Origin of the sequence: Paraburkholderia sp. RL18-101-BIB-B, assembly GCF_046026985.1 — a bacterium.
GTDB lineage: Bacteria > Pseudomonadota > Gammaproteobacteria > Burkholderiales > Burkholderiaceae > Paraburkholderia.
In genome coordinates this window covers 1-19,996 of the sequence record NZ_JARESV010000044.1, presented here as the reverse complement: position 1 = coordinate 19,996, position 19,996 = coordinate 1, and the positions used below count along the sequence as shown (strand labels likewise).

Sequence of the window (19,996 nt, the reverse complement as noted above, 5' to 3'; positions counted from 1 at the left end):
CTTTCATGAAACCTGTATGTTTATACAGTGATGATAGCAAAATCCGTGGAGAGCCCGCCCAGATTGCCTCAAAGGCAACGTCATGGTGCGGCGTCAGCGTACTGCCATTCGAATCCGTCCGCGCCGCGCCTCACCCGCCCCGCCGATGTCTGCGGAAAATGCGCGGTGAAGAGCGTCGCGTCGCGATCGGCCGCGTAGTTCAGCAACCAGTGCCGCGAGTTACGCGCAGACGCCGCATCGAGGCAGAACGTCGAGTTCCACTCCGGGCGGTAGACCTGGATGGGGTTATGCATCACATCGCCGGTAAAGATCGCTTCCTCGCCGCGCGAACGGATCGATATCGATATATGTCCGGCGCTATGCCCCGGCGTGGGATGAAATACGATACCTTCGCGCCACGTGCCGCCCTCGGCAGGAATCGTTACGGCTTGACCGGATTCGATCACAGGCACGACGCTGTCATCGAAAACCACGCGGCGGCTGTCACCCGCCGGGGTCGCGAAGAAATCCTGCTCCGCTTGCGGGAACACGTATTTCGCGTTTGGGAAGGTCGGCTGCCAGCGGCCGTCGATCCACTGCGTATTCCAGCCGACGTGGTCCGCGTGCAGATGCGTGAGCAGCACCTCGTCCACCTGCGCCGGCAAGATGCCCGCGTCGGCGAGACGCTCCAGATACGGGTTGTTCAGCTGATGAAACAGCTTGCTGAACGGCCGCTCCTTGAAATTGCCGATGCCGGTGTCGATCAGCACGGTCAGGCCATCCATCTGCACGACCCAGGTGTGCACGCTGAGCGTCACTTCGTTGTGTTCGAGGTCGAGACTTGCCGACGACAGGCGGCGGCCCAATTCGTCGGCTGCCGACGACGCCCACTCCGGATAGAGGACCGTAGGCGCCAACGGAAAGCAGGTTTCGCTGACGCGGGTGATGCGCGCGTCGCCTATTCGGTGCGTGAGGACCTCAGTCGGCATCATGTGACTCCGTGAAAAGTGCGGCGGCAGCGAGTGGATCGGTTTTGCCACTCTTCTGCGGTGAATGGCTTCACTATCGCAAATCCGTGGCTTGCCGGCTAATGCCGTTTTCTGCGTATGGCGATGCTTTGTGGGCATCGCCATGTGAGGCTCGGTGTCCATCGGTCTACGGGGGCGCGACGCGCCTCCATGCAACCATCTCTTGCGCCGGTTCACGCGGCCGCCACCATGCGGGCCATGTCATGCACCGATTCACGCGGACGCGGCCATGCAAGCCGCGTCATGCGCGAGCCAACACCGGCGTGCGTCGCGCCGCCACGCCATACAGCAGCGCGCTGAGCGCAGCCGCCACACCGCCGACGCACGCCAGCGCCACGCCCAAACCAGCGCTTTGCCCGCCGAGCCGCTCATTGATGAAGCCGACCGCGAACGGCCCGAGTCCGCCGCTGATCGCGTTGGTGAGAAACACCAGCAACGCAATCGAACGTCCGCGCATACGATTCGGAATTGCGATCTGGATCGGCACCGGCGCCAACGCCATCGCGACACTCGCAGCAAACGCGGAGGCGCCATACAGGACCACCGCGATATGCACATCGCCGACGAGCGGCATCGCAATGGCGGCCGGCACGAGCAACGCAGCCGCCGACGCGGACAGCACCAGCACCTTGCGCACGGCGGCGGCATCGCTGACGCGCCCTGCGAGCCAGCCCGCGCTCAGCACACCGAGTATGCCGCCGAACATATAGGCCGGCGCTGCCATCTGTCCGACTACGCGTGGCGTCAGATGAAAATGCCGGATCAGCAGCGTCGGAAACCAGGCCGCGTGTGAGTAGAACAGCGTGATCAGCGCGACATAGGCGGCGAAGTACGGCAGGCAGAAGCGGTTCTTCACGAACAGTTCACGCAGCACGTCTTTCAGCGGCGGCGTACTGTCTTGCAAGGCCTCGGCCACCACAGCGGCCGATGGCGCAGTTTCAGTCGGGACGACACCCTGCGTGGCCGGGTCCGCGGCCACGTTCCGAAGCGCGGACGACACCCCGCGCCGTTGCGGCTCCCGCACCGACAACGCGACGATCGCCGCAAGCGCCAGCCCCGGCAATCCGACCGCGACGAACACCGCCTGCCACCCGTTCAAACCCATGCCCGCGAGCCACGCAGCGCCCGCGCCGTGCTCGATCGAACCGAGCAGCATGCCGCCGCCGAACAGAGCGACGCCACCGCCGATGTACGGTCCCAGCATGAACACGCTGCTTGCCCGAGTGACTTTGCGCGGCGGATACAGATCGCTGAAGATCGACAGCGCCGCCGGGCTCAGGCCCGCTTCCGCGATCGCCGTCCCCGCACGCGCCGCGAGCAGTTCGCCGAAATTGTGCGCGAACCCGCACAGCGCCGTGGAGACCGCCCAGATCGCCACGCACACGGCAATCAACCGCACGCGATTGGAGCGATCAATCAAGCGCGCGATGAACACGCCCGCCGTCGCGTAGCACAGCGTGAACGAAAACCCTTGCAGCAGGCCGATTTGCGTATCGGTGAGCGCCAGCGTTTCCTTGATCGGTTGCACGAGAATGCTCACGATCTGCCGGTCGAGATACGAAAACGCAAAGCAGACAAAGAACAGGACGACGACGTAGGCGTGCCCACGACGCGCATCGGCGGCGTCGGCATCGGTCACGGTGGTGACTGCATTCATGGCGAATCTCCGGCTGGCTTCTGTTCGATGGACGGGGTCATTGCCACTGCGCATCCGCGGCCAGCACGGCGATACAGTCGCCCGGTTCGACGCGTGCGAACGAACGCATGCAGACCACCACACCATCGCCCGCAAAACGGATCTCCTGCGGTTCGCTCCACGGCGCGTACGGATCGAACACCCGCGCGGCCAACTGATCCTTTTTGACCTGATCGCCGAGTGCGAACACGGGTTCGGCCACGCCCGCCCGCGAGGCGAACACGTAGTGCCGCGCGCCGTCCACTTTCAACCAACGCGTGTCGTGCCGCGGCGCAGGCGGACGATCGTCAGGCGTGACGCCGAGCGTATGCAGCACACGCCGCAGACCATCCTCGACGATCGCGACGCCGTCGGGATCGCAGGCCGCGTAACCGCCGAATTCACCGCACAGGAACAGCTTGCCGTGCCGCTCTACGGCCGCGCCATACGTGCGGTCCTCGCCGAGCAGATCCATGAGCATGGTTTGCGGCGCGGCAAACGCCTGCACGAGCCGCCGGTATTCGGCACGGCGCGACGCGTCGGCTGGCGGCGCCGCGAGCAAGGCTGGCAGATGATTGAACGACGCGCCGCCCGCGTGCAGATCGATCACGACGTCGGCGCGTGGAAACAGTTCGGTGTCCGCATAGTGCGCAATCATTTCGGTGATATGGCCGTTGCGCGTGCCGGGAAAAACACGGTTCAGGTTGCCCTTGTCGATCGGCGAGGTGCGCGAGCCGTTGATAAAGGCCGGGAAATTCAGCGCCGGCACGACGATCAGCCGACCGTTAATCGACATCGACAGCATGCGCCGGATCAGTTTCATCAGCGCGACAGGGCCTTCGTATTCGTCGCCGTGATTGCCCCCGGTCAACAGTACGGTAGGACCGTCACCGCCCTTGAGCACGGTGATCGGAATCGGAATGTGCCCGTACGCGGAGCGGTCGTGCGAATACGGCACGCGCAACGTGCCGTTTTGCAGGCCGGGGCGTTCGTAGTCGATGTCGGTGGAAATCAGCGATGGTGTGGACGGCATGGTTGTCTCCCGATAAGAAAGCGGACCACGGCGCTGTCGTCGGATGACGCGCCGTGGTCGTGCATTCAATATCGTCGAGGCAAAAAAGCAGCGCCAATGCCGATTTTTAGGGAAGCCGATGCCTTAAAGGCATCACAGCAAGGTATTGCCAGCCGCTCACTTCTGCGCCTTGAGCAAGGCAATGAACTGCGCGAGCGCCGGATTGCGATGCTGCTCGTGATAGGCAAAATGCAGCGGCAGCACGATCGACAGATCGGACAGTGTGAGGAATTGCACCAGCGCGGGCGGCCGTTCGCGATTGGCCGAGTTGACGATCGCCGCGCCCACACCCGCCGACACTAACGAGAGAATCGCGGCTTCCGTCGACACTTCCTGCACCACGTCGAGCGTCAAACCGGCGCGCTCGCATGCGCCGATCAGGCGGTCGTAGTAAGCGGGATAAACATCGCGCGGAAACGTGATGAAGGGCTTGCCGGCCAGTTGCGCGGCAGGCACGGTCTTGCGCCGGCCGAACGACCACGAAGCCGGCGCCGCCAGCACGACACCGTTTTCGAGCAAGGGCAAGCTGGCGAACTGTTCGGGCAGCGCGCCGAAGTGGTAGATGAAGCCGCCGTCCAGCTGACCCGCGTCGATCGCGTCCAGTTGCTCGGGCGTGTTCATCGGCGTGAGTTCGATGCCGACCTGCGGCGCCTTCTGCTGGAACGCTTGCAGCGCGTTCGGCACGAGGCCGCCCCACACCGCGTTTTCGACGAACCCCATGCGCACATGACCCGACACGCCTGCCGCGACTCGTTGCGCGACGCGCGCCGCTTGCTCGACCTGCTGCAGAATGCCGCGCGCCTCGCGCAGATAGGCGTCGCCCGCCAGCGTCAACTTGAGGCCGCGTGGCGTGCGCTCGAATAGCGCGACGCCCAAGGTTTCCTCGAGGTCCTGGATTTGCCGCGAAATGGCCGGCTGGGTCACGTGAAGTTGCTCGGAGGCGCCGCGCACGCTCGCGTGCTCCGCAACGGCGACGAAGTATCGGAGATGCCGGAGTTCCATGTCAGCAGAGTGGCAGGCTTATCGAACGGGATGCCGCATTGTGCCATTCGATCACGCCGCGGTTACTGCATTTTCATTGCGCCGCGAGCCACACCACCGTCAACGACCGCACGCCTTGCGCGCCGCGAATCAGCACGCCCTCGATATCCGCCGTCGCCGAAGGTCCGGTGACGAGCGCCGCATAACGGGCGTCACGAAAATCATCGCGCCGGTACACGTCCTGCAAGCCGTCGATCAATTGCGCCGGGTCGAGCAGCACGACCAGATGCTGCACGATGTAGCCCAGCGCGTTGACCACATACTCGCGTTCGCTGAACCACACCGAGCCGGTTTCCGCAACGCCGAAGCGTGCCCGCACCACGCCGACGTCGATGTCCTGCAACGAGGCGGGTTCCGTATCGGCTGAGAGCGCGCGCGTGCCTGGCACTTCGGCAGTCGCCGAAGCCACCGATGCCACCGCACCAAAGCGCTCGCGAATCAGCCCGCTCACATCGGCTGCGGAACTGGCTTCGACGCAGGCGCCGCCCATTGCCTGCAAGGCCGCCGTGAAGCGCGCGCGCAGATCGCCTCCTGCCGAGTCGAACAGCGGCACTTCGGGTCGTGGCCGCGACGGCGGCTGCGCCTGCCGCACCTTGTCCAGAAAAGCCTCACGCGTTGCCATTGTCGCCTCCACGATTCTTCTTGTACCAGGCGTGGAAGGTCAGCTTGGGCGCCTCGGGCAACTCGCGCTGCTTGCCCCAGATATTGAGCGGGTTATACAGCACGAAGTTCGGCAGCCGCCGCAGCGCGCTACCCATCGACGACACCGTCGCGCGATACAAGGTCGGACTCGCCAGCAAACGCCCCGCCATTTTCAGCACTTCCTGCTTCACGAACGGCACTTCATGACGCTCGGCGATCACCGTGCGCCACTTGTAGATCTGCTCGTGGATATTGATCTTCACCGGACACACGTTGGTGCAACTGCCATTGAGCGTCGACGCGAACGGCAACGCGCTATAGCGCTTCAGATCGAAGGTCGGATTGATGATCGCGCCGATCGGCCCCGAGTACGTGCCGCCATACGACAGCCCGCCGCTGCGCCGGTACACGGGACACGTATTCATGCAGGCGCCGCAGCGAATGCATTTGAGCGAGTACCAGAAGTCCTCCATCGCGAGCCGCTCCGAGCGGCCGTGATCGACGAGGATGAAATGCATCTCCGTGCCTGGACGCGGCGCGCGGAAATGCGAGGTGTATTGCGTGATCGGCGAGCCGAGCGCGCTGCGCGACAGCATGCGGATGAACACGCCGAGGTCCGACACCTTCGGAATCAGCTTCTCTATACCGATCGACGCGATATGCAAAGGCGGCACGTTCGCCGACAGATCCGCATTGCCTTCGTTCGTACACACCACGACCGTGCCGGTCTCCGCCACCGCGAAATTACAGCCGGTCATGCCGGCCGTTTTCTCGCGCACGAAGTACGGCCGCGTGTTCATGCGCTGGCTTTCCGCGAGGTAGTGAATGTCGCTATTCTTCGGATCGGTGCCGATGGTGCGGCCGAACAGTTCGGCGACATCGGCGCGCAGTTTATGCACCGCCGGCACCACCATGTGGCTCGGGTCCTGATGATCGAGTTGTTGGATGCGTTCGCCCAGATCCGTTTCCATCACCGTGATGCCGCGCGGTTCGAGATACTCGCGCATCTTGCATTCGTCGGTGAGCATCGACTTGCTTTTGACGAGCGTGGTCATGCCGCGTTCCGACATGATCTGGTGCACGAGCGCGTTGTGCTCTTCGGCGGTGGCGGCCCAATGGACCGTCACGCCGTTGGCCTCGGCCGCCGCCGCGAACTGTTCGAGATATGCGGACAGATTAGACAGCGTATGTTCCTTGATACCCGATGCGAGTTCGCGCATCGTCTCCCATTCAGCAATGCCGTGCGCCTGCACATCGCGCTTCTCACGCAAATCCCACAGACGCTTGTCGTGAAACGCCACATGCTCCGTCTTGCTGATAAAAGCGCCCGCGGCTTTCGCGTGATCGATCCGGTTGCTCATACGCGTGCTCCATTGAGGACCTGCGCGATATGGATGAAACGCGCGTCGGCTTTCATGCGTTCCGCGCAGCCTTGCTGATGCATGAGGCACGACATGTCGCCCGACACGATGTATTCGGCGCCCGCGTTCAGATGATCGCGCACCTTGTCCTGTCCCATGCGCACGGACACCGGCTCTTCGGTGACGGAGAAGGTGCCGCCGAAACCGCAACATTCGTCAGGCCGCGCCAGCTTGACGAACTCGATGCCCTTCACGCCTTCGAGCAAGGTGCGCGGCTTCGAAAACGGCGTGCCCGCCACTTCCGAAATCGACGCTTCCTTCAGATGCCGCAACGCGCTGCAACTGTTATGCAAGCCTACGCGATGCGGAAACTCGGCCCAGGGAAATTCACGCGCGCCGACCACGTCGTGCAGAAACTCGACGAGTTCGTAAGCGTTCGCGCGGACCTGCTTCACTTCGTCGGTTTGTTCGAGCGCGGTCAGATGCTCGCGCACGTGGTGGATGCAACTCGCCGACGGCCCGACGATGTAGTCGTAGCCCGCGAAGTTGCGCGCGAACACACGCTCGGTGCCGGCTGCCTCGGCATGCGCGCCGCTGTTGGCCATCGGCTGGCCGCAGCAGGTTTGCTCCTGCGGATAGTCGACCTCGATGCCGAAACGTTCGAGCAATTCGAGCGTGGCGATCCCCACTTCGGGATAGAACGCGTCGATGAAGCACGGGATGAACAGGGCGACTTTCATAAGCTTATTGAAAAGAAAAATGGCAGCCGGCGACCACCTACTCTACTGCGGAATCGCGCCGGGGAACCAGTACGGCGTCGCGGCGGCATGGATCGACCTTGACAAGGTTTTCGTCGTTCCAGTCAGACTGGTAAGGTTGGTCTGACCAAGAATATAAGGGAAGTTGTGAGAGGGTGTCAATCGCGGGATCGCGACGGATTAGCGGCGATCAGGAACGATAAGGCCGCGCCGTGCGCGCAAGCATCCGCGGCAATGAACCAGCACTGAAGGGGATTTAAAGCGAAAGATTGAAACCGCGACCACGTGGGCGCCAGGCTAGCGTCCAGACAGCATTCAAGCGCTTACGCAATCAAGAAACCGCACTCGACGAAGGCTTCGCCGCGTCTTCCTTGTAGATCTCGCGCACGAAAGTCAAATGACGCTCGGCGGCCTTGCGCGCCTTTTGCGCGTCGCGCGCCATGACGGCGTCGTAGATGGCCTGATGCTGACTCATCAACTGCTTTTCCATCGCGTCGTCGTAATCGATCAGCCGATGGTACTGGCGCATGCCTTCGCGAATCAGCGTATGGATGCCGTGCATCACATGCGCGAGCGCGATGTTGTGCGTGGAGTCGGCGATCGCGAGGTGAAATGCGGCGTCCAGTTCCGCGAGGTTCACGCGATCCTGCGACTGCGAGCCGGCCTTCAATGCTTCGAACGCCACGCTGATCTTTTTCAGGTCGGCGGCCGTGGCGCGCTCGGCGGCATACACCGTCGAAATCGATTCGAGCCCCTGGCGCAATTCCAGAATATCGGCACTGGTACGTGGATTTTGCAGCAGCAGCTCGGCAAGCGGCTTGGAGATGATCGGCGCCGTGACGTCGACCACCGTGAAACCGCCGCGCCCGGAGGTCTCGATGTAGCCGTCCGCTTCCAGCCTGATCAGCGCCTCGCGCAACGACGGCCGCGACACGCCGAGCTGCGTCGCCAGATCGCGCTCGGCCGGCAAGCGGTCGCCGGGCATCAGCGTGCCGTCCGAGATCAGTTGCTTGATCTGGTCGGACACCACGTCGGACAACCGTTTGCGTGTGAAGGACTGGATCGGGAGAAATGGCATGGGCAGCGGTGAGTGAAGCCGGTTGAGCGAGCGGTTTTCAGGCGGTGGAAGCGTCCAGGCGCGGTGCGCTGAAACGTTGCAGTCATACCGCGACGTTGCAACGAATTATACCGTTCAACCGAACACGCCGAATCCGCTTGTAAGGCAAGCCCCGACCGCCGCGCGAGTTCTTCAGAGCCAGCTAGCGCGCCCCCGCCGCATAGAAACTCGCCAGATCGCGCTTGAGCGTATGCAATGCCGCGTCGTCGAGATAGATCATGTGACCGGTCGGGTAGTAGGCAATTCGCACATTGGCGCGCAGCGGCCCATCCACGCCAAGATGCGCAAGCGCATATTCGGTCGCATAGAAAGGCGTGGCCAGATCGAAATAGCCGTTCACCGACATCACGCGCAAATGCGGATTCTGTCGCATCGCCTCGGCCAGATCACCCGCCGCGTATGGCACAGGCAGATGCTCGCCCCACCATTCGCGATGCTTCCAGTCCCACTGCGCCAACGCTTCGTCGTTGAAGACGCGGTAGCGCTCGGCCGGCGTGAAGTGCAGATCCTGAGCGAAATGCTGGTGCAGCGCCGCGTCGAAAGCACTCGAGACACTGCTTACCGACGCATCGTAATCGGGACGCTCGGATACGCTGTCGAAGTCGATGCCTTCGAAACGCGCATCGTAACGGCCGACGCTGCGCGCCTGATCGCGCAGCAATTCGCTGCGATAACGAGACGGATAGAGACGCAAGCGGCTGCGCTTCACATAGCCGACATCGAGGCCGGTGAACTGCGCGACGCGCGCCGCGATCGCGTCGCGCTCGGCGTCGGGCAGCGCATCACCTTGCGCGAGCGCCTGCGCATACGGGCCGCGCGCGAACGCGCGGGCTTCGTCGAGAAAGGCCGGCAGACTGGTCGGCTTCGGCACGATCTTGTCGTGATACCAGGCGATCGCCGCGAAACTCGGCAGATAGCTTTCGCTTTTGAAATCCGAGCCGGCCGAAAACGCGGCCGAGTCGAGCACCGACGACATCAGGATCACACCGTTGAGCGCGATATTGTTCTGCCCCAGTTGATACGCGAGCATCGCGGCGCGCGCGGTGCCATACGATTCGCCCAGCAGGTACTTGGGCGAATTCCAGCGCTGATTCACCGTCAGATAGCGGTCGATGAATTGCGAAAACGCGCCGAGATCCTTATCGACGCCCCAGAAGTCTTTGCCGGTGCCATGGCCGACCACCCTCGACAGGCCCGCGCCGACGGCGTCGATGAATACCAGGTCGGTCGTATCGAGCAGGCTGTCGGGATTGTCGGCGAGCGTGTAAGGCGCGGGCGGCGTGATGTCGGGACTCGCGGTGCGCACCCGCTTCGGTCCGAACGAGCCGATCATCAGGAACACGGTGCCGGCGCCGGGGCCGCCGTTAAACAGGAACGTGACCGGCCGCTTTTCCGGCGTTTTGCTAGCGACGGTGTAAGCGACATAAAAGACGCTCGCGTTGGCCTGCCCCGTCCTGTCGCGCAACAACAGGTTGCCGGCGGTGGCCGTGTAGTCGATCTTGCGGCCATCGAGCCGGATGGAATGCTGCGTGACCGACGAGGTTTCAGGCGGTACCGGAATCGCCGCCGGCTCAGGTTTCGCGTTGCGCTGCGCCGTGCTGCCCGATGCTTCGTTCTGCGTCGTCGCGGCGGGGCGTGGCTGGCGAGGCGTGCGCTGCGGCGGGGCTGCGTGCGACTCATCGAGCGGTTGGTCGTTCGCCTCCGCGCGTTGATTGGGCGTGCCGCTCACGATGCGTGGCGCGTCCGGCGCAGATGCCTCGACGTCCGTGCTTGCAGCGGCTTCCGGCGAATCGTCTGGTTCAGCCGCCGCGCACATCGTGCTGAACGTGGCGAGCGCGAGCAGCACGAGCGCCATCGCGACGAGCGCGGCCGCCATCGATCCTGCCATCAGTGATTGGCGCAACCAGAAGGTGAAGCGAAGGCCCATGAGTTTCCCGACCGAGAGTCGATAGGCGCCGAAGTCCGGAAGGTCAATGGTTAAGACGAACTCGGCGCTCGATTTTTGACGCAAGCATTTGCGGCGTCAATCGAAAACTGGCGAGGACGCGCACTCCTCCCATAGCGCATCGCTGCGTGACGCTAATCGAAAAGCAAACGAAATGTTGACGAAAGACTCAACGACGCGGCAATGCACCGACGAATACAGCGATCCGCTCGCACGCATCGATGAGGCGCGCTTCGTCGACGACGAATCCCAGCCGCACGAACCCATTCGCCGTCTCGCCGAAAGCGCTCGCGTCGAGCAGCGATACGCCCTGCGCGCGAAACAGTTGCCAGGTGAAATCGACCGTATCGAGGCCCGTGCCGCTCACGTCCATCATCATGAACATGCCCGCCTCGGGCAACAGGCACCGCAAGCCCGGCACACGATGCAAACGCTCGAATACCACGTCGCGCCGGCGCCGGTAGATCTCACGCATCTCGGCGGCGATCTGAGCCTTGTGCTGCAACGCCGTCAATGCGGCCTGCTGGATGAAGCCGGGCAAGCCGTACAGCATCGCAAGCGCGAGCCGCCCCATATGCTCGATCAGTTCGGTGGGCCCGATCGCCCAGCCCACGCGCCAACCCGCCATCGCATGCGATTTCGACAGACTGCCGAGCGTCACGGTGCGCTCCGCCATGCCGGGCAGCGCGGCAATGCTCACGTGCTCGCGTTCGAAGGTCAGCTCGGCGTAGACCTCGTCGGACAGCACCCATAGGTCGTGCTCGCAAGCGAGCCGCGCGATACGTTCGAGATCGGCGCGTTGCATGACCACGCCGGTCGGATTGCATGGCGTCGCGAAGAAAATGGCCTTGGTGCGCGACGTGACGGCCGCCTCCAACGCGTCGCAGTCGACGTGAAACGCCCGCGCCGCATCGACCGGCACCGTCACGAGCGTGGCGCCGGCCGCGCGCACGCAGGCCTCGTAGGTCAGATACATGGGCTCCGGGACGATCACTTCATCGCCCGCTTCGAGCAGACACAACGATGCGGCGAACACGCCGTTCTGCGCCCCCGCGGTCAGGATCACGTTGGCGGCGCTCGCGGCACAGCCGGTCATGCGCGTGTGTTCCGCGGCAATCGCCGCGCGCACCGGCTCGCGGCCGGACACGGCGCTGTAGTGCGTGTCGCCGCCGCGCAAGGCCTCGATTGCACGCTCGACGATCGGCGCGGGCGTGGCGAAATCGGGGTCCCCCACGCTCAGCACGATGACGTCTTCACCTCTCGCCTCCGCCTGTTGCGCGACACGATGGATTTCCCACGCGGAGGTGCGCCGGCCCTGCAAGCGTTCGACCAGATTCGAGTACTTCATTGACCCCACCCCGTTTCCCATGGACCCGCCAATGTAAAGGGGCACGCGCGAAACGTCCAGATACGAAAAAGCGCCACGCGAGCGAACAGCCTCGCGTGGCGCTTGAGCGTTGCCCCGTTTTAAGGGGCGGCGCGTTAAAGCTGGCGGCGCAACTCCGCCGGCGGTACCTTCATCAGGTGCCGGTATTTCGCCACGGTGCGGCGCGCCACCAGCACGCCCTGATCGGCGAGCATTTTGGCGAGCGTCACATCCGAGAGCGGATCGCGCGTGTTTTCCGCGGCGATCATTTCCTTGAGCAGCGCGCGCACGGCCGCGGCCGAACACGTACCGCCGCTTTCCGTGCCCAGTTCGCGCGGGAAGAAGTGCTTGAATTCGAAAATACCGCGCGGCGTGGCCATATATTTGTTGCCGGTGGCACGCGAGATGGTGGACTCGTGCAGGCCGAGTTCCTCGGCGACGTCGCGCAGCACCATCGGCTTGAGCGCGATTTCGCCGTACTGGAAGAAGGCCTTCTGATGCGCGACGATGCATTCGGCCACGCGCTGAATCGTGTCGAAGCGTTGCTGCGCGTTACGGATCAGCCAGCGTGCTTCCTGCAGTTGCTGCGCGAGCGGCGAACGGCTCGCGCCGGCCGACTGCGCGAACAGTTCCGCATACATGCGATGGATGCGCGCGCGCGGCTGCACCGCCGGGTTGATCGCTACGACCCACTTGTTGCGGACCTGACGCACGATCACGTCCGGCACCACGTAGTTGTCTTCGGTACGGCCGTAGCTGTTGCCCGGTTTCGGGTCGAGCTTGCGCACCAGCGCGCAGGCCACCCGCAATTCTTCGGCGCTGCAGCCGATCTGCTTTTGCAGTTCGGCCTGCTCGCGGCGCGCGAGCCGTTCCAGATGATGTTCGACGATTTGCCGCGCGACTTCGCGCCCCGGCGTGTCGGCGGGCAACGCGTTCACCTGCAGCGACAGGCACTCGGACAACGAACGCGCGCCCAGACCCGGCCGATCGAGCGATTGCACGAGACGCAGCGCCACCAGCAATTCTTCTTCGGTCAATTCGGGTTCGAGATCGACGCTGTCCGCGAGATCGGCGAGTTCCTGGCGCAGATAACCGTCGTCGTCGAGCGCCTCGATGATGAAGCGGGCCACCGCGCGGTCACGGTCGTCGAGTCGGTAAAGGCGCAGCGAATCGTGCAGTTGCTCGCGCAAGGTCGGCTGCGAGCGCGCCCATTCGGCCGGGTCGCTGCTGTCCGAGTCGCCGTTCTGGCGAGTCGAACTGCGGCTGCTGTAATCGCCGGAGAAATCGCCCGGCATGTCGTCCTGGCCCGCGCCTTCCAGCGTATCGTTGGCGCCGGATTCAGCCTGCACCGAATCGGGTTCGGCGTTTGCGACGGTGTCGGCGGCGGGCAGCGCGCCGCCGTCTTCGCCGGAGGTTGCGGTTGACAGCGCAACGTCTTCCGTCTCCGACGAGTCGTACTCGAGGAACGGATTGGTGTCGAGCGCCGTGCGCAACTCCTGCTGGAACTCCAGAGACGACAACTGCAACAGACGCACTGATTGCTGCAGACGCGGCGTGAGTGCGAGAGACTGCCTTGTGCGTAGTTCAATTGAAGGCATTGTAGTGAGGTCCCGTTAATAGCCGAAAAATGGTGAGTAACCTCCCAAGAGCAACTGTCGTACCAGCTCGCGCAACGCCCTGTTTTTTCTACGCTTTGCGTTTTCAGGCCCGCCAATTGCGCAGGCCGCCAGGCGCTTTTTTTACAAGCACCCGGCAAATTCCGGTCCCTCCCGCCGCGAGCCGCCGAGCGTGCCGCCCGCGCTTCGCGGCGGCCCATTCCTCAGCCTAAATACCTGTGTCGTAACGGCTTTCCTGCGACGGCAGTCTTTTGACGCCATGGCGGGCACACCGCTTGCGTCCAGGCACTATGTGGACGGACGCCGGTCTTTGCATGCAACGCGCAAGCGCAGCGGATGCAGACCGTCATTCGGTGTCGATAACGGGCCCTGACGGAACCGTAGCGGCAACGATCCCACGCGTGTCATCGGCGGTTCCGGCCGCGATCGACCGCAGGCAACAAGACCGCAATTTTCATCAACACCCGAAGGAGAAACCATGAAGACCATCCAACTTTTGAAGACCGCAGGTAGCATCGCTTGTGTCGCTTTCGCACTGAACGCGACCAACGTCATGGCGCAGAGCAGCGCTCCGTCGGCGGCGTCCGAAACCATCGGCCAGCACGTCGATGACGGCACCATCACCACCAAGGCCAAGGCAGACCTGCTGGCCGCGAAGAACGTCAAGTCGACGCACATCCACGTGAAGACCCGCAAGGGCGTGGTGTGGCTCACGGGTACGGTGCCTTCGGCCGACGACAAGGCAGCAGCCGGCGAAGTCGTAGAGGCAGTGAAGGGTGTCTCGAGCGTCAAGAACCATCTGAAGATCGCTGCTGAATAAGAGCGGCCGATCGACCCGGGAAGTGCCGGCTTCGGTTGGCGTTTCCTGGTGCTTCTGGTTCAGGAAACAGAAAAGCCATCCGCGTTGCGGATGGCTTTTTTATGTGCAATCGGCTGCCGAATTGAAGCCGGTCGCAGTTAAGGAAGAACAATAACCGGCGCCCTATCGAGCGCCGATTGCTCAGCCACTTTTAGCGCTTGGCCGCCGCATATTGATCGCGCAGATCACGCACGCGGTCATGATTCTGCAGCACGCCCTGGTACTGCCGCTCGACGATCGCCCGCACATCCGCCGGCAATTCCTTTTCGAGCGCATCGTGATAGCGCTTCTTCGCGACGTCCTCGCCCTTCTCGCACTCGGCCAGAATCTCGTGGTCACTGCGATCAGTCACGGCCGACTTCACGTCGACCCAGCCGCGATGCAGCGCGCCGCTCATGCTGCCGCCCGTTTCGGGCTTGCCGCCCAGCCCTTGAACCACGTCCTGCAGCTCACGCGCGCCGCGTGTGCAGTCTTCCGCACGCGACAGGAACAGCGTTTTCAGCTGCGCGTCGTGCGCATCTTCGGCTGCTTTGCGAAAGCCCTTCTCGCCGTCCTTCGACGTTTCGACCAGATCGTTCAGCACGGAAACAACGTTCGTAGCCATTCAATACCTCCAAGGGTTTCGTTAGTCATGGAATCCGTCGCCGGAGAATCGTCGCGCTGTTGCAAGGCGCTCGCCCTCCAACGATGGAGTTCATACATCTATTCGCACGAGGCGTGCCCGACGGCTATCGCCGTGGACGTATTGCGCGCTGCGTCGACGACGCACGTGCAATCTTGCCAACGCGCGTAAATGTTGCCCGCCGCGAAGCCTCGCGACCGCCCGCAAAGCCCCGCCCAGTGGGCATCCGCTCGATGGCACAGCGGTTGCTTTATATGCTCCGCCCCCAGCACGCGTGCAACGCAACAACACACTGCAAGACGTGCCAATGGATTGAAAACAATGGGCAGGCAACAACGACAGGGACTATCACTATGAAGATCAGGAGCGCAGAATTTCTGGCCGCCGTCGCGATCATCACCTCGGCCGCCGTGATGCAGATTCGAGAACATGTGCAAGTGCGGGAAGCGCCGTCCGCTAATGCTCAGGCAACGTCGCCCTCGTGTGGCGTTATGCATGATGGACTCGTGCCGGCTGCTTGCGAGCCGACGCGCGACGAGCGCCAGGTGGATCGCGCGCCGCAGCCGCAACGCAATGCGCCGCAAGTCTGGGTCTGAGCAGCGTGCTGATTGTTCGCAGGCACAAAAAACGGCCCGATTGATGTCGGGCCGTTCTGCTAGTGACCGCAGCGAAAACGCGCGTCAACTCAAGCGCTCCTCTCGCTGAACTCACTGAGCGGCACAGGTTGCTTCAACGGATCGAAATCGGCCCAGCGTCCCTGCTGCCAGCGTCCGCTTGCCCGCTCGATCGCCATGCCGCCTGCTTCGCGCAAAACGCGCGCGGCATCGAACTGATTATCCGGCGAGACGTGCACGGCCACGAGCACGCCGGAATCGCGCGTCTCCTCGTGGAATGCCGGACGATGGCCCGTATGGCCAGCGTCACGCGTTCGCGACATTGCCCCGACCAACGAGCCGACATACGCGCCGACGCCCGCGGCAATCAACGACACGATGATCGGCGCGGAGAACGCCGCGAAGATCCCGACGCCCACCACGGCGCCGACTACCGCCCCGATGGTGACGCCCATGCCGGCACCTTTGGGCGCATCCCTCGCGCCGGCATCAGTGCTGGTGTCGCCGCCGATCGGAAAACGCGCGTGCTGGCCACGCGGATTGACGAAGAACAGCGTGACGTCTTCCTCGACGAAACCTGCATTGAAGAGCTTTGCCGCCGCATCTTCAGCGGCGGGAAAAGTCGTAAAGCGTGCTGCGACGATGAGTGACATGAGGCCTCCTTGCATCGTTGGATAGCGTTTGCGGACCATGCCGCCGCATTTCGCCGCGCCGCACAGCGCGCGCAAGCGACGGCACGCGCCGGCACTACGCCGTGGTGCCGCGATCCGGTTCCATGCCTTCCACTCTGAACAGTCCGCTATGCAACACTACGCCTTCACCGTCGTTCTGGTCGAGTGCTTCTGCGCAAACCGAACGGATACGTTGACGGCCTTTGTCGAAGGCGGCCATCAGCGCGGCTTCCAGGGCGGAATCGGCGCCGAAATGATCCTCGAGCGCTTCGGCGGTAATCGTGCAGACGACCGGTTCGCCATCCACCCGCGCCATGAAGCGCACGGTCAGATTCGCTCCGTCGAAGACCGGCTTGTCGTCGGAAAAAGTGATCTGCATAAGGGAATCCTCATAGGCCGGTCGCGGCAGGATCGCGTTCATGGCGAACCCTTCATTGCGCCGGCGAGTTGCTGCGCCATCGCGAGATGATGTTTGATGGTCGGCAGCGCGTGCAGAGCCGCCGCCTTGAGTTGCGCATCGGTGCCGCTGGTGCTTTCCTGCTGGAACAGATCGACCGCTCGCTGATGCGCTTCCACTCCGATCTGCTCGACGTAGGCTTGATCGAATTCCTTGCCCTTGAGCGTCTGGAGTTTGCCGACCAGCGCGGAATCCGCCGACGGCGTCGACGTGAAGCCCTTCTTCGAGACGAGCGCCGCCATCGCGTGGGAGAGTTTCGTGTGGTCCGTAATCATCTGTTGCGCGAATTTCTTCACTTTTGGATCGCTGGAATTCTTCAGCGCGACCTTGCTGGCCGCGATTTCGGTGGCGTCGGCCTGCGAGGCGTCCTGCACGAATTGCTGATCCGCTGGCGAAAGCTTCGTGGCGCTGACCGGTGCATCGCTCGCCGGAGCGTCGCTGGCTTGCGCGTAGACCGCGCCGATGGACGCCGCGCTCAAACTCAGCGCGACAGTCATCGCTTGTAGGGAATACCGGAATTTCATGCACTTTCTCCCAGGTCGACGGATACACCGAAGCGGAACTGCTGACACCAGGCGCGGCTTTCATCCCATCCGCGCGCCGGGTTCATTACTCCGCTCATGCCGCCTTGCGCTTCGACAATTGCGCAACGAGCGTTCTGTTAAAAGCCGGCAGGTCGTCGGGTTTGCGGCTGCTAATCAGATTACCGTCCTCGACCACTTCCTGGTCCACCCACGTGCCGCCCGCATTGCGAATGTCGTCCTGCAAGCTCGGCCAACTCGTGAGTGTGCGGCCCTTGATGATGCCCGCCGACACCGGCAACCACCCCCCATGACAGATCACGGCGATCGGCTTCTTCGCGTTGTCGGCGGCTTTGACGAAAGCTTGTGCCTGCGGCAGCAGACGAATCGCGTCGCCGTTCACCACGCCGCCCGGCAACACCACGGCGTCATAGTCGTCGGCGCTTGCCTTGTCGAACGTCGCGTCCACCTCGACGGCGTCGCCTTTGTCCACGTGCTTGAAACCCTGGATCTTGCCGGGCTTGGCTGAAATGACGTGCACCGTTGCGCCTGCTTCAGCCAGTGCGCGTCTTGGCTCGATCAGTTCTGCCTGCTCGAAACCGTCCACCGCGAGTACCGCCACCTTGTAACCCTTCAGCGTGTCAGACATGCATACTCCCCTTCCTGTAGGTGCTGGACCGGGCTTGTCGCGACGCCCGACCTCATCATTAATGTCATTTCAGCAAAAGACGTGCCCACGCATTCGACCGCCTGCCCGAGCCATGCGCCCATCTCTGATCGCTGCCCGAAGCAGAATCAAAGACCTTGCGGGTCATCGTCGAGGCCATCATCGTCGTTAGCCAGCGGATCGATCACCCGGTCGGGCTCGATATCACCGTCCGGCACAAGCGTCGAATCACCGTCGGCAGCGGCGCGTTCGCCTGTGCCGGCACGATCCGTATCGCTGCCAAGTTCGGTGTCGCCGGTTTCGAGCGCGTGGTTGTCCAGTTCGGTATCCACGTCGAACTCATGACGCTTCGCACCGGCGACGTCGCTGCCGCTATCGGACGAATCGCTCGGACCGAGCGCGCCGGTCGTGCCGGCAGTTTGTTTGACGACCTGTTGCGGCTCTTCATCGGGATTCAGTGTGCTGCTCATCGCGCTCTCCTTGGTTCGTTCGTTCATTCAGTACCCGTAGCGAGAGTTCGCAAGGACTGTTCCGCTCGTTCACGAAGCAACCAGAAGCAACCAGCAGCAGCCATGCGCGCCACGCCGCAGGCAGTGCCAGGCATTGCCTTTGCTTGCAGGCACAGTCACCGGCGCAAAGCGCGCCCTCTGCTTGAAACTTCTACCTGCGACGATGGCTGCCACACCTACTTCGATTCAACGCCGCCCTGACCGCGCGGACGACGACAACGCGAAACAGCCCGCGCCGGCCGCCATGCCGCCGGGCTTGCGCCATGCCGACGATACGAAAGCCGGCATCACGCGTCAGCGTGAAAAGGACGGCTTCGCGTATTTCGATGTGGCGGGCAAACGCATCGACGATGAAGACGAAATCAAACGCATCAACGCGCTCGCGATTCCACCGGCTTATGAGGACGTGTGGATCTGCCCGGATGCGCGCGGCCATATCCAGGCGACCGGCCGCGACGCGCGCGGCCGCAAGCAATACCGCTATCACCCGCGCTGGCGTGAGACGCGCGATGCCGACAAATACGAACGCATGGCCGAGTTCGGCCGCGCGCTGCCGAAAATCCGCGCCCGCGTCGCGCGTGACCTCAACCTGCCGGGCATGCCGTGCGACAAAGTCATCGCCGCGATCGTGCAGTTGCTGGACACGACGCTGATCCGGATCGGCAGTGTCGAATACGCGCGCGACAATCAGTCGTACGGATTGACGACGCTGCGCAAGAAGCACGTGAAGATCGAAGCCGGCCAGTTGCGTTTCAGGTTTCGCGGCAAGAGCGGCATCGAACACGACGTGACGGTGAACAATTCACGCGTGAAGCGCATCGTGCGGCGCTGCGCCGAACTGCCGGGCCACGACCTGTTCCAGTACCTCGACGAAGACGGCACGCGCCGCACCGTCGGCTCCGCCGATATCAACGACTATCTGCGCCGCGCGAGCGGTGCGGATTTCACGGCCAAGGACTATCGCACGTGGGCCGGCAGCGTCTATGCGTTTGCCGCGTTGCGCCGCTTGATGTGCAGCAGCGCGGCGGAAGCGCGCCGTCATATCGTCGCGACCGTGAAGGATGTGGCGGCGTTACTGCGCAATACGCCGGCCGTGTGCAAGCGTTGCTACATTCATCCCGCGGTGATCAGCTCATTCGAAGCGGACGAATTGCAGAGCCTCGCGCCCGCTCAACCGCGCCGCGGGCTGAGAGTGGACGAGGTCGCGTTTGCCGCGCTGCTTGCGCAAGCCGAGAAACGCGCGGCGAAGCTCGCGCGGCAGGCCGGCGCGAAGGGGCGCAAGGCGCGCGAATCGGCGGTGGCCGACAGCATCGGCGATTCGATCACTAGCCTGCTGAAGAAGTCGCGTGTGGTGCGTAAAGCAGCGGCGGCAAAGGCCGATGCAAAGGCTGGTGCGCAAGGAACCCGGCGCGCGACTGCATCTCGGGTTGCAGGCGTGGGGGGGGCGGGGGGGGGGCGGCCCCGCCAACACCCCCC

Annotated in this window: 20 protein-coding genes; 3 read left to right on the top strand and 17 right to left on the bottom strand. The window is 63.4% G+C overall.

Annotation, left to right across the window (positions count from 1 at the left end; all coding sequences use genetic code 11):
- Positions 1–80 precede the first annotated feature (80 nt).
- From P0D73_RS36585 to P0D73_RS36535, 11 genes are all read right to left on the bottom strand, one after another.
- On the bottom strand, positions 81–968 hold the full coding sequence (locus P0D73_RS36585; RefSeq protein WP_408435073.1) for an MBL fold metallo-hydrolase: 888 nt from the start codon (positions 966–968) through the stop codon (positions 81–83).
- Between the two features lie 280 nt (positions 969–1,248).
- The gene (locus P0D73_RS36580; RefSeq protein ID WP_408291045.1) at positions 1,249–2,664 is read right to left on the bottom strand and encodes an MFS transporter; all 1,416 of its coding nucleotides are present in this window, start codon (positions 2,662–2,664) and stop codon (positions 1,249–1,251) included.
- A gap of 37 nt (positions 2,665–2,701) precedes the next feature.
- On the bottom strand, positions 2,702–3,715 hold the full coding sequence (locus P0D73_RS36575; RefSeq protein ID WP_408180008.1) for a succinylglutamate desuccinylase/aspartoacylase family protein: 1,014 nt from the start codon (positions 3,713–3,715) through the stop codon (positions 2,702–2,704).
- Positions 3,716–3,871: 156 nt separating this feature from the next.
- Complete coding sequence (locus P0D73_RS36570; RefSeq protein WP_408180007.1) at positions 3,872–4,756, bottom strand: LysR family transcriptional regulator; 885 nt, start codon at positions 4,754–4,756, stop codon at positions 3,872–3,874.
- A gap of 73 nt (positions 4,757–4,829) precedes the next feature.
- On the bottom strand, positions 4,830–5,417 hold the full coding sequence (locus P0D73_RS36565; protein ID WP_408180006.1) for a LutC/YkgG family protein: 588 nt from the start codon (positions 5,415–5,417) through the stop codon (positions 4,830–4,832).
- Positions 5,404–6,798: a lactate utilization protein B gene (locus tag P0D73_RS36560; protein ID WP_408180005.1), complete on the bottom strand. Its 1,395-nt coding sequence runs from the start codon at positions 6,796–6,798 to the stop codon at positions 5,404–5,406. Before P0D73_RS36560 ends, P0D73_RS36565 begins: the two co-directional genes overlap by 14 nt.
- Positions 6,795–7,538 carry a (Fe-S)-binding protein gene (locus P0D73_RS36555; protein ID WP_408314396.1) on the bottom strand — a complete coding sequence of 248 codons (744 nt, stop codon included), beginning with the start codon at positions 7,536–7,538 and terminating at the stop codon, positions 6,795–6,797. The genes P0D73_RS36560 and P0D73_RS36555 overlap by 4 nt, the downstream gene beginning before the upstream one ends.
- Before the next feature lie 349 nt (positions 7,539–7,887).
- A complete protein-coding gene (locus P0D73_RS36550) occupies positions 7,888–8,634 on the bottom strand; it encodes a FadR/GntR family transcriptional regulator (RefSeq protein WP_408291039.1) in 747 nt (248 codons plus the stop codon).
- A gap of 181 nt (positions 8,635–8,815) precedes the next feature.
- On the bottom strand, positions 8,816–10,600 hold the full coding sequence (locus P0D73_RS36545) for a S10 family peptidase (RefSeq protein WP_408435040.1): 1,785 nt from the start codon (positions 10,598–10,600) through the stop codon (positions 8,816–8,818).
- A gap of 187 nt (positions 10,601–10,787) precedes the next feature.
- Complete coding sequence (locus P0D73_RS36540) at positions 10,788–11,966, bottom strand: pyridoxal phosphate-dependent aminotransferase (protein WP_408435038.1); 1,179 nt, start codon at positions 11,964–11,966, stop codon at positions 10,788–10,790.
- A gap of 134 nt (positions 11,967–12,100) precedes the next feature.
- Positions 12,101–13,582 (bottom strand): RNA polymerase factor sigma-54, encoded by a 1,482-nt coding sequence (locus tag P0D73_RS36535; protein WP_408180001.1) that lies wholly within the window; start codon positions 13,580–13,582, stop codon positions 12,101–12,103.
- Positions 13,583–14,078: 496 nt separating this feature from the next.
- On the opposite strand from P0D73_RS36535, the gene P0D73_RS36530 reads away from it, so the two are divergent.
- The gene (locus P0D73_RS36530; RefSeq protein WP_408180000.1) at positions 14,079–14,420 is read left to right on the top strand and encodes a BON domain-containing protein; all 342 of its coding nucleotides are present in this window, start codon (positions 14,079–14,081) and stop codon (positions 14,418–14,420) included.
- Positions 14,421–14,610: 190 nt separating this feature from the next.
- On the opposite strand, the gene P0D73_RS36525 is transcribed toward P0D73_RS36530, so the two are convergent.
- The gene (locus tag P0D73_RS36525) at positions 14,611–15,063 is read right to left on the bottom strand and encodes a PA2169 family four-helix-bundle protein (protein WP_132377396.1); all 453 of its coding nucleotides are present in this window, start codon (positions 15,061–15,063) and stop codon (positions 14,611–14,613) included.
- A gap of 371 nt (positions 15,064–15,434) precedes the next feature.
- Here P0D73_RS36525 and P0D73_RS36520 point away from each other — a divergent pair, with 371 nt between their 5' ends.
- Positions 15,435–15,677, top strand: coding sequence for a hypothetical protein (locus tag P0D73_RS36520; protein WP_408179999.1), 243 nt, complete (start codon positions 15,435–15,437; stop codon positions 15,675–15,677).
- 89 nt (positions 15,678–15,766) lie between these two features.
- Here P0D73_RS36520 and P0D73_RS36515 read toward each other — a convergent pair whose 3' ends face one another.
- The 5 genes from P0D73_RS36515 to P0D73_RS36495 form a co-directional block, all read right to left on the bottom strand.
- Positions 15,767–16,348, bottom strand: coding sequence for a hypothetical protein (locus tag P0D73_RS36515; protein WP_408179998.1), 582 nt, complete (start codon positions 16,346–16,348; stop codon positions 15,767–15,769).
- A gap of 94 nt (positions 16,349–16,442) precedes the next feature.
- Positions 16,443–16,787 (bottom strand): DUF1488 family protein, encoded by a 345-nt coding sequence (locus P0D73_RS36510; RefSeq protein WP_132377399.1) that lies wholly within the window; start codon positions 16,785–16,787, stop codon positions 16,443–16,445.
- Positions 16,784–17,347 (bottom strand): DUF4142 domain-containing protein, encoded by a 564-nt coding sequence (locus P0D73_RS36505; protein ID WP_408435035.1) that lies wholly within the window; start codon positions 17,345–17,347, stop codon positions 16,784–16,786. Before P0D73_RS36505 ends, P0D73_RS36510 begins: the two co-directional genes overlap by 4 nt.
- Positions 17,348–17,441: 94 nt before the next feature.
- On the bottom strand, positions 17,442–17,993 hold the full coding sequence (locus P0D73_RS36500; RefSeq protein WP_408435033.1) for a type 1 glutamine amidotransferase domain-containing protein: 552 nt from the start codon (positions 17,991–17,993) through the stop codon (positions 17,442–17,444).
- A 146-nt stretch (positions 17,994–18,139) separates the two neighbouring features.
- Complete coding sequence (locus P0D73_RS36495; RefSeq protein WP_132377402.1) at positions 18,140–18,481, bottom strand: chemotaxis protein; 342 nt, start codon at positions 18,479–18,481, stop codon at positions 18,140–18,142.
- Between the two features lie 202 nt (positions 18,482–18,683).
- Between P0D73_RS36495 and P0D73_RS36490 the strand changes: the two genes are divergently transcribed.
- A partial coding sequence (locus tag P0D73_RS36490) for a DNA topoisomerase IB (RefSeq protein ID WP_408435071.1) occupies positions 18,684–19,996 on the top strand: 1,313 nt, incomplete at its 3' end.